11 protein-coding genes are annotated in these 14767 nt (G+C 35.4%); 9 read left to right on the forward strand and 2 right to left on the reverse strand.

Annotated elements, in window-relative coordinates; translation table 11 throughout:
- Positions 1-3: 3 nt before the first annotated feature.
- The 6 genes from RTP99_RS19345 to RTP99_RS19370 all read left to right on the forward strand — a co-directional run bounded on the left by RTP99_RS19345 (position 4) and on the right by RTP99_RS19370 (position 8720).
- A complete protein-coding gene (locus RTP99_RS19345; protein WP_001040524.1) occupies positions 4-486 on the forward strand; it encodes a helical membrane plugin domain-containing protein in 483 nt (160 codons plus the stop codon).
- Positions 487-641: 155 nt separating this feature from the next.
- On the forward strand, positions 642-2513 hold the full coding sequence (locus tag RTP99_RS19350) for a glycerophosphoryl diester phosphodiesterase membrane domain-containing protein (protein ID WP_001164744.1): 1872 nt from the start codon (positions 642-644) through the stop codon (positions 2511-2513).
- A gap of 521 nt (positions 2514-3034) precedes the next feature.
- Entirely contained in the window at positions 3035-4168 is a 1134-nt protein-coding gene (gene ald, locus RTP99_RS19355; protein ID WP_001219742.1) for an alanine dehydrogenase, read from the forward strand.
- 103 nt (positions 4169-4271) lie between these two features.
- Complete coding sequence (locus RTP99_RS19360) at positions 4272-5687, forward strand: amino acid permease (RefSeq protein WP_001284877.1); 1416 nt, start codon at positions 4272-4274, stop codon at positions 5685-5687.
- A gap of 265 nt (positions 5688-5952) precedes the next feature.
- A complete protein-coding gene (locus tag RTP99_RS19365) occupies positions 5953-6330 on the forward strand; it encodes an ArsR/SmtB family transcription factor (protein ID WP_000918377.1) in 378 nt (125 codons plus the stop codon).
- A 23-nt stretch (positions 6331-6353) separates the two neighbouring features.
- The gene (locus RTP99_RS19370) at positions 6354-8720 is read left to right on the forward strand and encodes a heavy metal translocating P-type ATPase (RefSeq protein ID WP_000796590.1); all 2367 of its coding nucleotides are present in this window, start codon (positions 6354-6356) and stop codon (positions 8718-8720) included.
- Positions 8721-9072: 352 nt separating this feature from the next.
- On the opposite strand, the gene RTP99_RS19375 is transcribed toward RTP99_RS19370, so the two are convergent.
- Positions 9073-10536 carry a nicotinate phosphoribosyltransferase gene (locus RTP99_RS19375; protein ID WP_000222901.1) on the reverse strand — a complete coding sequence of 488 codons (1464 nt, stop codon included), beginning with the start codon at positions 10534-10536 and terminating at the stop codon, positions 9073-9075.
- Between the two features lie 200 nt (positions 10537-10736).
- Between RTP99_RS19375 and RTP99_RS19380 the strand changes: the two genes are divergently transcribed.
- The 3 genes from RTP99_RS19380 to RTP99_RS19390 all read left to right on the forward strand — a co-directional run bounded on the left by RTP99_RS19380 (position 10737) and on the right by RTP99_RS19390 (position 14010).
- Positions 10737-12014, forward strand: coding sequence for a tetratricopeptide repeat protein (locus RTP99_RS19380; protein WP_001187924.1), 1278 nt, complete (start codon positions 10737-10739; stop codon positions 12012-12014).
- Positions 12011-12139 carry an NprX family peptide pheromone gene (locus RTP99_RS19385; RefSeq protein ID WP_000709401.1) on the forward strand — a complete coding sequence of 43 codons (129 nt, stop codon included), beginning with the start codon at positions 12011-12013 and terminating at the stop codon, positions 12137-12139. The genes RTP99_RS19380 and RTP99_RS19385 overlap by 4 nt, the downstream gene beginning before the upstream one ends.
- A gap of 170 nt (positions 12140-12309) precedes the next feature.
- Positions 12310-14010 carry a M4 family metallopeptidase gene (locus RTP99_RS19390; protein WP_000730367.1) on the forward strand — a complete coding sequence of 567 codons (1701 nt, stop codon included), beginning with the start codon at positions 12310-12312 and terminating at the stop codon, positions 14008-14010.
- A 63-nt stretch (positions 14011-14073) separates the two neighbouring features.
- On the opposite strand, the gene RTP99_RS19395 is transcribed toward RTP99_RS19390, so the two are convergent.
- Complete coding sequence (locus RTP99_RS19395) at positions 14074-14622, reverse strand: TVP38/TMEM64 family protein (protein WP_000852208.1); 549 nt, start codon at positions 14620-14622, stop codon at positions 14074-14076.
- Between the last annotated feature and the right edge of the window lie 145 nt (positions 14623-14767).

Here is a 14767-nt window from a genome sequence, read left to right on the forward strand (position 1 = left end):
ATAGTGGCGAAAGAAATTACTTTAATTAAAAAGAAAGTTGTAACAGAGGAAGAACAGAAACAGCAAGTAGCAGATGACCTTCTAAATGAGCTATCTAATAATCGTGAAGCAGTAGAAGAAACGATGCAACTGTTAGCGCAGTTGCAGAAGGCTGGAATATTAGATGCGGCGATTAGTTTACTTGCTGCGAAGGAAGATGTTTCAAAAATCGCTGTGGAGCAATTAAATCGTGAACCAGTTAAAAATGCACTTAACAATATGATGGGTGCGGGGGAAGCACTATCCTCAGTTGACCCAGAAGTAACGAAGCAAATTACATCGAGCTTAGTCACTGGATTGCAATTTGCAACAGATGAATTAAAAAGTGGTAAAAAAACAAAAGTGATGGATTTCTTTAAAGTGTTAAAAGATCCAGATATCAATAGAGCCATTACATTCGGTTTTAGCTTCTTGAAAGCATTTGGACAAGGGTTAGAGAAAAAATAGAGTAAGTGAAAAAGTGATGGGAAGTAGCCATCACTTTTTTCATTGCATGTATAAGAGTGTTCATGTTAAGCGGAATATATTATTATTAAAGGGATGGGTTAGAAATGGAAATGTGGAATCCATCTCAAATATCGTTTTAGAATGTGGAGGAATATATGCAACACCGTAAAAGACTATCTATACCAGGAGTAATGAGACATTCCTTTCAAACTGTTAGATTTGCTTTTTGGAATGTGTTAACATTCCAACTTGCTTATAAATTATTAGCAGCGATTGTGTTTATCCCACTTTTCGGTATTATTTTCAATAAGTTGTTGTACTTTGGTGGGTATGCAAACGCAACAAATGATGAGTTATTAGCATTTTTGAAAACACCATACGGGATTTTAGCGATTGTAATTTTATCTATATTGGCATTGTTTCTGATCTTTACAGAGTTTGCAGTACTTATTATCATTTCGTACTTCGCTCATAAAAGGCAAAAGGTGAGATTACGTCCGATTTTATATAAAACAGTAACGTATTTACCTTCTCTGTTTACATATTGCTTACCTGGCTTTGTTTTGTATGCAGTTGTACTATTACCACTATTAAGTATGGGATATAAATCTGCATTGATTCCTGAAATTCAAATTCCTAATTTTATTACAGGTGAACTATTTAAGACAACAATGGGGCAAGTTGGATATTATACTTTCTTTGCTGTAGTTGCCTATTTGAACCTTCGTTGGATTTTTGTTTTACCTATTATTGTTTTAGAGGAGAAGCCGTTCCGTACGGCAGCACGAAAAAGTGCAACCTTAGTAAAAGAAAGCTTCTTTAAAGTGTTGTTCTTTTTAGTAGGTTTTTTCATATCTGTAGGAATTGTTTTTCTTTTATGTGTAGGAATTTATTTACTTTGTCTGTGGGGAGTATATGAATTTACAAACCCAGAAGGGACATTTGCACTACTAGCAGAGTCAACTATTTCAGTTTTCCTAACAAGTACATTGTATCTATTTAGCTTTATTATGACGCCGTTCTATATTATGGCGTTAACAAGATTGTATTTACAAAAGGTTCCAGTCGAAGATGTTTTATTAGAAGAAGGATTAGATTATTCAAAGACGAAGGCAGATAAATGTTTCTTCCAAAAACATCGTTGGAAATTTATTGGTGTATATATTGTAGGAATTATTACGGCGGGAATGGTTGTTGCTTTCATTGTGACCTTTATTACAAACACATATAAAGAACCGATTATTATGGCTCATCGCGGTTATATTTCAAAAGGTGTAGAAAATACGAAAGAAGCTGTGCAGGGAGCTATTGATGCGAAAGCAGACTACGCTGAAATTGATGTACTACAAACGAAAGACGGTGAACTAGCAGTTATACATGATTTGAAGTTGAAACGCCTTGCTAATGCTAATGTTCATGTTTCGGATTTAACGATGGACGAGTTAAGGCAGCTTACCCTTAGTCAAGATGGGTTTTCAGGACAAATCAGTACACTTGATGAAATCATTAAGTTGGCTAAGGGTAAAATCAAACTTAATATTGAAGTGAAGCTTCATGGTGGTGAAAAAGATTTTGTAAATAAAGTATTAAAAACGATTAAAGATAATGAATTTGAGAAGCAATGTGTTATTCAAACGTTACATTACCCACTTATAAAAGAGTTTAAGCGTGCAAATTCAGATATAAAAGTCGGATATATACTGTATGCAAGTAGAGCCAACTTAAAGAATGTGAAAGCTGATTTTTATGTAGCAGAAGAATACATGTTAAATAAGAAATTAGTAAAAGAAGCAAGGAAGTTAAACAAACCAATTTACGTATGGACAGTAAATGATATGGAAAGTTTAAAGGGATATTATAAATTGAACGTAGATGGTATCATTACCGACTATCCTGAAGATGCACGTGAAACAATTAAGATGTTAAAAGAGCAAGAAGAGGAAGAAAGTGATCTGTTTGATAAAATTACCGAAACAACAGATGATTTATTTTCCAAGTTATTTATAAGTTATCCGGCTGCTAGCTAAATGCTAGCAGCTGTTTTTTTATCCCGCATTAACGGGCGGTAAGACCCCTACCTCAAAATTCAGGGGAAGCAAAGAAGTTAGGTGGGGGATCAACTGCTCGTAAAAGCCCGATTGGTGAGGGCTGATAATCAGTGGGGATGAACAAAACCCCCACTGATTAAAGTTGCACTTTATAAAAAGAATATATCTCTAAAGTATTGTGTAAATTAATAACTGTATATGTATACGGCATCATTGAGATTTCTTACATCGTTACATTATTGTCAAATAATAAATGATTACTACTTATTTTGAAGGAGTATAATAAAAATAGATTGATAGATAACGAGATGGAACAAAGAGACTAATAGAATCAATGTTCCATATATTTACACTATTCTAAATATATAAACTTTAAAAATATAGTATGTTAGCGTTTTCATAACTTTTAAGTTATGCTAGAATAAGGACATAAGTTATTAATTATTACAAAAAGAAAAAAGACTTTCTTTTTTCTGTTAATTATAAGGGGGCATTTCATTATGCGTATTGGGGTACCAGCAGAAATTAAAAACAACGAAAACCGTGTGGCAATGACACCAGCAGGTGTTGTACATTTAATTCGTAACAATCACGAAGTATTCATTCAAAAGGGTGCAGGTTTAGGATCTGGTTTCACAGATGCTCAGTATGTTGAAGCAGGAGCAAAAATTGTTGATACAGCTGAAGAAGCTTGGAACATGGAAATGGTTATGAAAGTTAAGGAACCAATTGAAAGCGAATACAAACACTTCAGCGAAGGTTTAATCTTATTCACATACTTACACTTAGCTCCAGAACCAGAATTAACAAAAGCATTAATCGAAAAGAAAGTTGTTTCTATTGCATATGAAACAGTACAATTAGAAAACCGTTCTCTACCATTACTTGCACCTATGAGTGAAGTAGCTGGTCGTATGGCTGCACAAATTGGTGCACAATTCCTTGAGAAGAACAAAGGCGGTAAAGGTATCTTACTTGCAGGTGTTCCAGGGGTTAAACGTGGTAAAGTAACAATCATCGGTGGTGGACAAGCTGGTACAAATGCTGCTAAAATTGCAGTTGGACTAGGTGCGGATGTAACAATCATCGACTTAAGTGCAGAACGTCTTCGTCAATTAGATGACATTTTCGGAAACCAAGTAAAAACTTTAATGTCTAATCCGTACAATATTGCAGAAGCTGTAAAAGAGTCTGATCTTGTAATCGGTGCAGTATTAATCCCAGGTGCAAAAGCGCCAAAACTTGTAACAGAAGAAATGATTAAATCAATGGAACCTGGTTCTGTTGTTGTAGATATCGCGATTGACCAAGGTGGTATTTTCGAAACAACTGACCGTATTACAACTCATGATAACCCAACTTACGAAAAACACGGCGTTGTTCATTATGCAGTTGCAAACATGCCAGGTGCGGTTCCACGTACATCAACTCTTGCATTAACAAACGTAACAGTACCATACGCAGTACAAATTGCTAACAAAGGCTACAAAGAAGCTTGCTTAGGCAACTCTGCATTACTAAAAGGTATTAATACATTAGATGGCTATGTAACATTCGAAGCAGTTGCAGAAGCTCACGGTGTAGAGTACAAAGGTGCTAAAGAATTATTAGAAGCAGAAACAGTATCTTGCTAATAGAAGCATTATACAAAACAAAATCGAACAATATATAAACCAACATGATAAGAGCTAAGAGTGAATATCTCTTAGCTCTTCTTGGCAAAAGGGGGCATACATCGTGGCCAACCTATTTAAAAAGAAATCCGTTACGCAATTGTTAGGGGAAAGTAAAAGTAAAACTTTAACGAAAACGCTAGGGGCATTTGACCTAACAATGCTAGGGATTGGTGCGATAATTGGTACAGGAGTACTAGTATTAACAGGATTAGTAGCAGCAAGAGATGCTGGTCCAGCAGTTATCTTTTCATTCATGATTGCAGCGATTGTTTGTGGATTTGCAGCATTATGTTATGCAGAAGTTGCATCTACACTTCCGGTTTCAGGTAGTGTGTACACATATTCATATGCGACAATTGGTGAGTTTATTGCCCATCTAATGGGATGGACATTACTATCTGTATATGTCGTAACAACTGCTGCAGTAGCAGGTGGATGGACAGGTTATTTTAATAACTTAGTGAGTGGATTCGGATTAGAAATTCCAACAGAGTTGTTAAAGATTCCATCACAAGGTGGGATCGTGAATTTACCAGCAGTAGTCATTACATTAGTTTTAACTTGGTTACTATCAAGAGGTACGAAAGAAAGTAAGCGTGTGAATAACATAATGGTATTAATTAAAATTGGTATTGTTATTTTATTCATTGCAGTTGGTGCGTTCTACGTACAACCAGAAAACTGGACACCATTTGCACCATACGGTATTAGCGGAATCTTTGCCGGCGGAGCAGCAGTATTCTTTGCTTTCTTAGGATTTGATGCATTAGCAACTTCTGCTGAAGAAGTAAAAAATCCACAACGTGATTTACCGATTGGTATTATTGCTTCGTTAGTTATTTGTACAATTATTTATGTTGTAGTATGTCTCGTTATGACAGGTATGGTTTCTTATAAAGAATTAGATGTACCAGAAGCTATGGCATATGTGTTAGAAGTTGTAGGACAAGATAAAGTAGCAGGTGTAATCGCAGTTGGAGCTGTAATTGGTATTATGGCTGTAATCTTTGCTTACATTTATGCAACGACACGTGTATTCTTCGCGATGAGCCGTGATGGTTTATTACCAAAATCATTTGCGAAAATTAATAAAAAGACAGAAGCACCAGTATTTTCAACTTGGTTAACAGGTATTGGTAGTGCTTTAATTGCTGGATTTATCGATTTAAAAGAATTATCGAATTTAGCGAATATTGGAGCATTGTTAACATTTGCGATGGTAGGTGTGTCAGTTATTATTCTTCGTAAAACACATCCGAACTTAAAACGTGGCTTTATGGTACCACTTGTACCAACGCTACCGCTTATTTCAATCGCATGTTGTCTATTCTTAATGTTTAACCTACCATTAACAACATGGATCTACTTCGGTATTTGGTTAGCAATTGGAGTAGTTGTATACTTTGTTTATTCGAAAAAACATAGTCATTTAAAAGACGATGGAAGTTCGCAGGATAATTTAGAACAAGCTAATTAAAAGCTTAGTTAAAAGGGATATAAGTATAGTAAGCCTTGTGCGTCTAGGGAACGCGCAAGGCTTTTTCTTTTGTGCAAAGTGTATATTCTTTTTGTATGAGAATGTAATGGATGCGGAAAATATGTGTAGATCTTTTTAAAATGTGAACGAAATGTTCAAAAAAATGTATGAGATTTCATTGACACATATGAATGGACGCTCATATAATAAAGGTATAAGATATATGAATGATTGTTCATATGTTCAAATAAAGAGGTGAGCTATAATGGCTGGAAATAAAGTAGAAACACCACAAGAGACATGTTCTCAAACGATAATTCATGAAGAAGTTGTTGATCAAGTAAAACAAACAATTCCAACGGATGAAAGTTTAAGTAAAGTAGCAGAATTATTTAAAGTATTAGGCGATCGTACACGTACGAGAATATTACATGCATTATTTGAAGCTGAAATGTGTGTTTGTGATTTAGCGTATTTATTAGGAATGACACAATCATCTATTTCACATCAGCTTCGTGTGTTAAAGCAAGCGAAACTTGTAAAGAATCGTAAAGAAGGAAAGGTCGTTTATTATTCGTTAGCTGACCAACACGTAATTCATATCTTCGAGCAAGCGTTTGAACACGTAAACGAGGAAGAATAAATAGAACGCGAGGAGGGAGAACGATGGCTGAAGCATTAGTGAAAAAGAAACTGATGTTAGAAGGTTTAGATTGTGCGAACTGTGCAATGAAAATTGAAAAAGGTGTTGGAAATATAGAAGGAGTAAATTCTTGCTCTGTAAATTTCGCGACAAAAACAATGGTTTTAGAAACAGCGCAAAATAAAGAAAGTGAAGTTGTTACAGAAGCAAAACAACTCGTTACAAAATTAGAACCGCACATTAAAGTGCAAGAAGAAAAAAACACAAAAATGGCAAAAGAAGTGTTTATATTAGAAGGTTTAGATTGCGCAAATTGTGCGATGAAGATTGAAAATAAAGTTAAGGAAATGCCGACGGTTTCAGCAGCAACTGTTGATTTCGTATCAAAGAAATTACGAGTTGAAGTAGCGAATAAAAGGGAACTAGAAGCGACTGTAGCTAATATAACAAATGTCGTTCAAAAGTTAGAACCAGATGTGAAAGTTGTTCGTGAAGAAAAGGGTGGTCATGACCATGGACATAGTCATGATCATGGTGAAGCAAATGTGAAAAAGATGGTAGGACGATTAGTGGTCGGCGGAATTTTGACAGCAATTGCTGCATTAGCTGGCTTACCACAAATGATCACAATTCCGTTATTCGTCCTTGCGTATGTATTAATCGGTGGAGATATCGTTTGGAGAGCAGTAAGAAACATAACTCGTGGCCAAGTGTTTGATGAGAACTTCTTAATGGCAATTGCAACACTAGGAGCTTTCGCAATTCAACAATACCCAGAAGCGGTTGCAGTAATGTTATTCTATCAAGTAGGAGAACTATTCCAAAGTATTGCGGTAAACCGTTCTCGAAAATCAATTACTTCATTAATGGATATTCGTCCTGATTACGCGAATGTAAAGGTTGGAAATGAAACGAAACAAGTATCACCAGAAGATGTACAAATCGGCGATTATATTATCGTGAAACCTGGTGAGAAAGTACCGTTAGACGGAAAAGTAGTTGAAGGAACATCAATGGTAGATACTTCAGCATTGACTGGTGAATCTGTACCACGTGAAGTTGAAATTGGAAATGATGTATTAAGTGGTTTTGTGAACCAAAATGGTGTATTAACAATTGAAGTTACAAAAGAATTTGGTGAATCAACTGTATCAAAAATTTTAGATTTAGTTCAAAATGCAAGCAGTAAAAAAGCGCCAACAGAAAACTTTATTACGAAGTTCGCGCGTTACTACACTCCAGTTGTAGTAATTACAGCAGCAATCATGGCGTTTATTCCACCACTTATTTTAGAAGGAGCTACATTCTCGGATTGGATTTATAGAGCTTTAGTGTTCTTAGTAATCTCTTGTCCATGTGCGTTAGTTGTATCTATTCCTCTTGGATTCTTTGGAGGTATCGGTGGCGCATCTAAAAGTGGTGTGTTAGTAAAAGGAAGTAACTATTTAGAAGCTTTAAATGATGTGAAATATATTGTTTTTGATAAAACAGGCACATTAACAAAAGGTGTCTTCAAAGTTACAAAAATGGAACCAAGCGAAGGCATTACAAATGAAGAATTATTAGAGTATGCAGCATTTGCTGAAGTGTATTCTAACCATCCAATTGCACAATCGATTCGAAATGCATATGGAAAATCAGTTGATGAAAAAATAATCGATGATTATAACGAAATTTCTGGTCACGGTACAGTCGTAAAAGTACAAGGAAAAGAAATTTTTGCAGGTAATGCTAAATTAATGAGAAAAGAGAACATTACATTTAAGCAACCAGAAACAGTAGGTACATTAGTTCACGTTGCTGTAGATGGAAAATATGCAGGTTATATTGTTATCTCTGATGAGGTAAAAGAAGATTCAAAACAAGCAATTCAAAAGTTAAAAGAACTAGGCATTAAGAAGACAGTCATGTTAACTGGTGATGCAAAACCAGTTGGTGAAGCTGTTGGTAAAGAATTAGGTTTAGATGAAGTTCACGCAGAACTATTACCGCAACAAAAAGTAGAAGAGATTGAAAAAATTGATGCAGCGAAGCATGGAAAAGAAAAAGTTGCTTTCGTTGGTGATGGTATTAATGATACACCGGTATTAGCAAGAGCCGATGTTGGTATTGCAATGGGTGGTTTAGGATCAGATGCAGCAATTGAAGCAGCAGATATCGTTATTATGACTGATGAGCCTTCAAAAATTGCAACAGCTGTAAACATTGCAAAACGTACACGACGCATTGTGTGGCAAAATATTATCTTTGCATTAGGGGTAAAAGGATTAGTTTTACTACTTGGTGCTTTCGGTATTGCAACAATGTGGGAAGCGGTTTTCTCAGATGTTGGTGTGACACTACTGGCAGTGTTAAATGCAATGCGTGTACTAAGAGTGAAAGATTTATAAAGTGAAACTTTAATCAGTGGGGGGGGCTTTATCCCCCACTGATTATTAGTTGAACCAATCGGGCTTTTACGGGCAGTTGATCCCCCATCTAACGCCTTTGCTTTCGCTGAATTTTGAGGTGGGGGGTCTTACTGCCCGTTAATGCGGGATAAAAAAGAGGACGCAACCTGCGTCCTCCTTTTTTAGGTTATTCTGTTGAAATTGACTCAATAAAATAATAACAAATATTATTTCGAAAATAAATAACGTAATATTAAAATTTACAAATAAAAAATATTTGTCTTGTTATTTTAATATATTTTTTACAAAGATATATAGCATTGAAAAAACAGAGAAGGGCAGTTTCTCTGTTTTATTTTTGTATATTTTTTTCAACTTGTTCTCGAACAGTTTGAATGTAATTCATTTTATGATCCCAGCATTCTTGACTTAAATCGACAGGGTATTCTTCAGGATTTAAAGTTCGCATATATTCTTCCCAAAATAGTGCGAGACTTTGTTCATTATATTTTTGAATATCTAATATGCCTGGTAGTTCATATGTTCTTTCACCGTTAACGAAAATGTCTTTATGCAGTTCGCGTGCTTCAAAGTTGGTTACAAATTTACTTATATACGTGTGAACAGGATGAAACATTTTTAGGCGCTCTTCTTTTCCTGGTTCTTCACAATCTAATGCAATATAATCGCCTTCAGCATGATCGTTCACTCGATTGATAATGCGATAAATTCGTTTCAGTCCTGGAGTAGTAATTTTTTCAGGGTTAGATGAAATTTTAATTGTATCATTTAATTTTCCATCAGTATCTTCAATCGCAACGAGTTTATAAACAGCTCCTAAAGCTGGTTGCTCAAAGGATGTAATCAATTTTGTTCCAACGCCCCATACATCAATTTTTGCTCCTTGAGATTTTAAATGCATAATGGTGTATTCATCTAAATCGCTAGAGGCAATAATTTTTGTATTTGTAAACCCAGCTTCATCTAGTAGTTTTCTTGCCTTTTTAGATAAATAAGCCATATCACCACTATCGAGGCGAATTCCGTAAAAATCGATGCGATCCCCGAACTCTTTCGCCACGCGAATTGCATTTGGAACACCAGATTTTAATGTGTCATATGTATCAACGAGAAAGACGCATTTTTTATGAGTTTCAGCGTATTTCTTAAACGCAACATATTCATCACGGTATGCTTGAACGAAAGAGTGTGCATGTGTGCCGGCTACAGGTATTCCGAAGCGTTTCCCAGCCCGTACGTTACTCGTAGATGAGAAACCACCGATAAAGGCAGCACGTGTACCCCAAAGGGCTGCATCGAACTCGTGGGCACGTCTTGTGCCGAATTCTAAAAGTTCATCGTTATTTGCAGCGTGCTTCATACGAGCTGCTTTCGTTGCAATTAATGTTTGGTAATTCACAATGTTTAACAGGGCGGTTTCAATAATTTGTGCTTCGCCGAGCGGTGCATCGACACGTAATAAAGGCTCGTTATTAAAGACAACTTCACCTTCTTGCATACTTCGAATCGTCCCAGTGAATTTCATATTTTGTAAATACTGAAGAAATTCTTCTTCAAATTGTAATTCTGCTAAATAAGCGATATCGCTTTCGGTAAAGCTGAAGTTTTCTATGTACTCTACAATTTTTTCAAGACCAGCAAAAACAGCATAACCATTCTCGAATGGAAGTTTTCGAAAGTATAAATCAAACACCGAGCGGCGGTTATGAATACCATCTTTCCAATATGTATAAGCCATATTAATTTGATATAAATCTGTATGTAAGGCATAGCTATCGTCTTTATAATAAGTCATCGCGAAAACACCTCCATAATTTGGTTATAGTATACCAATTTTTCAAGGCTCGTAGCAAAGAATGGATATGAAAGTATAGTCAAGAGGGAAAAAAATGAAATATTGCATATTTTTTAGAAAATTAACATTTATCAATTTATATTTCTCAAGATTTTATGTATTATTAAAGTAATGGGGGTAAATGAGAATGGAGGAGGACAATGCAACAAACATTAGAAAAAATAGGCAAACAAGTCTTTTATAAGCGGCTACAGCAAAAAATGACACAAGAAGAATTATGTCAGGGCATTTGTTCTGTCTCATACTTAAGTAAAATCGAAAATGGAAAGATCGAAGCATCAGAAGAGATTCTACAATTGCTCTGCGCAAGATTAGAAATTGCCGTGACGGATTTGAGAGATGTAGAAGAAGATGTGAAGGGGAAGTTGGATGAATGGCTGAATGCACTAATTCGTTTGGAGAAGGCACAGGTTGAACGTATCTATAATGAATTGCAAGAAGATATGCAACATGTTTTAGATTTTGAAATCATAAATTATTATAAACTACTTAATATACGTTATTTACTGATGAAAAGAGATTTGCCAGTAATCGCAGAAGAATTAGAGAGGCTTAAGAAGGCATATAAGAAATTCTCACCTTTTCAGAAGTTGTTGTATACGTATAGTAAAGGATTATTATGCTGTTTACAATATAAGTGGAAACAGGGATTAAGTTATTTATTAGAGACAGAAGCTATGGCAAAAGATCTAGGATATCATGAGACAGGAATTTATTATAATATTGCTCTTACTTATAGTCATTTGGAAATTCAACATCTTACGTTACACTTTGCAAATATTGCACTAGAAGCATTTAGAAATGAGTATAAATTTCGGAATGTGATAAACTGTCAAATTCTTATTGCATTAAGTTATGCGGAACAAGGGCAATATGAAGAAGCTCTAGCAATGTATGAGAGCATACTGCGGGAATCAGAGGCTTTTGCGGATAAAGACGTTCTAAAGGCTATTACTTTAAGTAATATTGGGAATATACACTATAAAAAGAAAAAATATAATCAAGCAAAAGATTATTATTTAGAGAGTTTACAACTTCAAAAACAAATAGATTTAAATTATATAGACACATTATATGAAATGGCATTAGCTTGTATTAAATTAGAGCAGTTTGAAGAAGCAAGAGAATGGATTGATAAAGGTATTGTTGCTGCCAAACGTGAAGAGAGATTTAATACAAAATTATATTTACTGCTCATGCTTCGTAATAAGTATTTTGAAGAGGCGCGAGAGTATAAACAATTTTTGGAATTAGAAGCTATTCCGTTTTATAAATCAGCAGGTAATAAAATAGAACTGAAGAAAGTATATATGGAGCTTGCGGAATATTTTTCTAAATCACTAAACTTTGAGCAAAGTAATCACTACTATAAGCTAGTTATTGAAATGTTAGAAAGTCATAAGGAGGATGAAAAATGAAAAAAGCATTAGCTGGAATTTTAGCAGTTGCAGTAGTACTTACAATTGTCGGTGGAGTACAGTATACGAGTAAACCAGATACTTACGGATTAGATTCTAGTGTATCACAAACTGTAAATGTATAATATTAAAAAACCCCTTTCCAACCGGAAAGGGGTTTTTCAATATTTGTTCCCCAAAATTCTACAATACTTGAGAAAATAATTATTTGAATTTTTAGTATATTAATAGTGAAAACATAATGCTAATATGAAACTACTCTTTTTCAAAAAATAATTTATTAGGGGGAAGGTTCATGAAAAAGAAAAGTTTAGCATTAGTGTTAGCGACAGGAATGGCAGTTACTACGTTTGGAGGGACAGGCTCTGCGTTTGCAGATTCTAAAAATGTACTCTCTACGAAGAAGTACAATGAGACAGTACAGTCACCGGAGTTTATTTCTGGTGATCTAACTGAAGCAACTGGTAAGAAAGCAGAATCTGTTGTGTTTGATTACTTAAACGCGGCAAAAGGTGATTATAAGTTAGGGGAAAAGAGTGCGCAAGATTCTTTCAAAGTGAAACAAGTGAAGAAAGATGCTGTAACTGATTCAACGGTAGTACGTTTGCAACAAGTATACGAAGGAGTACCTGTATGGGGTTCTACGCAAGTAGCTCATGTGAGTAAAGATGGCTCTTTAAAGGTATTGTCTGGAACAGTTGCGGCTGATTTAGACAAAAAGGACAAGCTGAAAAATAAAAATAAGATTGAAGGCGCAAAAGCGATTGAAATCGCACAGCAGGATTTAGGAGTAACGCCGAAATATGAAGTAGAACCAAAAGCTGACTTATATGTATATCAAAATGGTGAGGAGACAACATATGCATATGTGGTAAATCTAAATTTCTTAGATCCAAGTCCAGGAAACTACTACTATTTTATTGAAGCAGACAGCGGTAAAGTATTAAATAAATTTAATACAATCGATCATGTGACAAATGATGATAAGTCACCAGTTAAACAAGAGGCTCCTAAGCAAGATGCAAAAGCAGTTGTAAAGCCTGTTACAGGAACGAATAAAGTAGGGACTGGTAAAGGGGTATTAGGAGATACGAAGTCGCTTAATACAACATTATCTGGATCTTCTTACTATTTACAAGATAATACGCGCGGAGCAACGATTTTCACATATGATGCGAAAAACCGCTCAACATTACCAGGAACGTTATGGGCGGATGCTGATAATGTTTTCAATGCAGCGTATGATGCAGCGGCAGTAGATGCTCATTATTATGCGGGTGTCACGTATGATTACTATAAAAATACATTTAATCGTAATTCGATTAATGATGCAGGAGCACCGTTAAAATCAACAGTTCATTACGGAAGTAATTATAATAATGCATTCTGGAACGGATCACAAATGGTGTACGGAGATGGTGATGGTGTAACATTCACTTCATTATCTGGTGGTATTGATGTTATTGGTCACGAATTAACGCATGCAGTTACGGAAAATAGTTCTAATTTAATTTATCAAAATGAATCAGGTGCGTTAAATGAAGCAATTTCTGATATCTTTGGTACATTAGTAGAGTTCTATGATAACCGTAACCCAGATTGGGAGATTGGGGAAGATATTTACACACCTGGTAAAGCGGGAGATGCGCTTCGTTCTATGAGTGACCCTACGAAGTATGGTGACCCAGATCATTATTCTAAGCGTTACACGGGTTCAAGTGATAACGGTGGGGTTCATACAAACAGTGGCATTATTAATAAACAAGCTTATTTATTAGCAAATGGCGGTACACATTACGGTGTAACTGTAACTGGTATCGGTAAAGATAAGCTAGGTGCAATTTACTACCGTGCAAACACACAATATTACACGCAATCTACTACATTTAGCCAAGCTCGTGCTGGTGCAGTACAAGCTGCAGCTGACTTATATGGTGCGAATTCTGCAGAAGTAGCAGCAGTTAAGCAATCATTTAGTGCTGTTGGTATCAACTAAGGCTTTAGAGGATAGCTATTAATAAAATACCTCAAAAATAAAGAAGGAGCATAGGCTCCTTCTTTATTTTTTTCTCCATTTTTTCCACAAATAATACAACCCAATGCAACCTGCGATTGTTACAATCCACTTCGCTTCATTTGTGCCATTCATGACATGGTATGCAGAATATACCTCGATTAACAATGCCGGTATTTTACCTATTGTACTGGCAATACTGAAGGATAGTAATGACATTTTGCCTAGAGCTGCAAATAAAGTCACGATACTAGACGGAATGAAAGGAATGAGGCGGAACGATAGGACGAGTAGAAAGGCCTCTCTACCTTCTACATAAAGTAGGCGTTCTACCTTTGGATACTTATTTACTTTGCTGTGAGTGAATTTCTGAAGACCTATACGATAAATATAAAACGAGATAATAGCCCCTAATGCCTCACCAGCGATCGAAATAATAGTTCCATTTGTTACACCAAAGAGCTGTATGTTAATAGCGGTCAAAAAAATACTAGGGATAACGCCTAAAAGACTAATGACTATGTTGATTAAGATGCTAAGTGGAATTGCGATTGAATAATAGTCTGTTAAGAAGTTTTGAATTGTTTCAGCCATTGTTTAAAATCCTTTATCTTTTTTTGCATTACACCATATTTCCATTGTATAGGCAAGTGCAAATTTACATAATGTAGAAAACGTTGATAAAACACCATTCATATACCTTATATAGGTATTAGGTATGTATAATAAGGGGTATATT

Source organism: Bacillus sp. (in: firmicutes), from assembly GCF_031983925.1.
GTDB classification, from domain to species: Bacteria; Bacillota; Bacilli; order Bacillales; family Bacillaceae_G; genus Bacillus_A; species Bacillus_A pacificus.

Bases quoted from the DNA above. Each gene is read 5' to 3' on its own strand.
- RTP99_RS19385 (WP_000709401.1), top strand. From the start codon at position 12,011: ATGAAAAAAGCATTAGCTGGAATTTTAGCAGTTGCAGTAGTACTTACA.
- RTP99_RS19390 (WP_000730367.1), top strand. From the start codon at position 12,310: ATGAAAAAGAAAAGTTTAGCATTAGTGTTAGCGACAGGAATGGCAGTT.
- RTP99_RS19375 (WP_000222901.1), bottom strand. From the start codon at position 10,536: ATGACTTATTATAAAGACGATAGCTATGCCTTACATACAGATTTATAT.
- RTP99_RS19350 (WP_001164744.1), top strand. From the start codon at position 642: ATGCAACACCGTAAAAGACTATCTATACCAGGAGTAATGAGACATTCC.
- RTP99_RS19365 (WP_000918377.1), top strand. From the start codon at position 5,953: ATGGCTGGAAATAAAGTAGAAACACCACAAGAGACATGTTCTCAAACG.
- RTP99_RS19380 (WP_001187924.1), top strand. From the start codon at position 10,737: ATGCAACAAACATTAGAAAAAATAGGCAAACAAGTCTTTTATAAGCGG.
- RTP99_RS19370 (WP_000796590.1), top strand. From the start codon at position 6,354: ATGGCTGAAGCATTAGTGAAAAAGAAACTGATGTTAGAAGGTTTAGAT.
- ald (WP_001219742.1), top strand. From the start codon at position 3,035: ATGCGTATTGGGGTACCAGCAGAAATTAAAAACAACGAAAACCGTGTG.
- RTP99_RS19395 (WP_000852208.1), bottom strand. From the start codon at position 14,622: ATGGCTGAAACAATTCAAAACTTCTTAACAGACTATTATTCAATCGCA.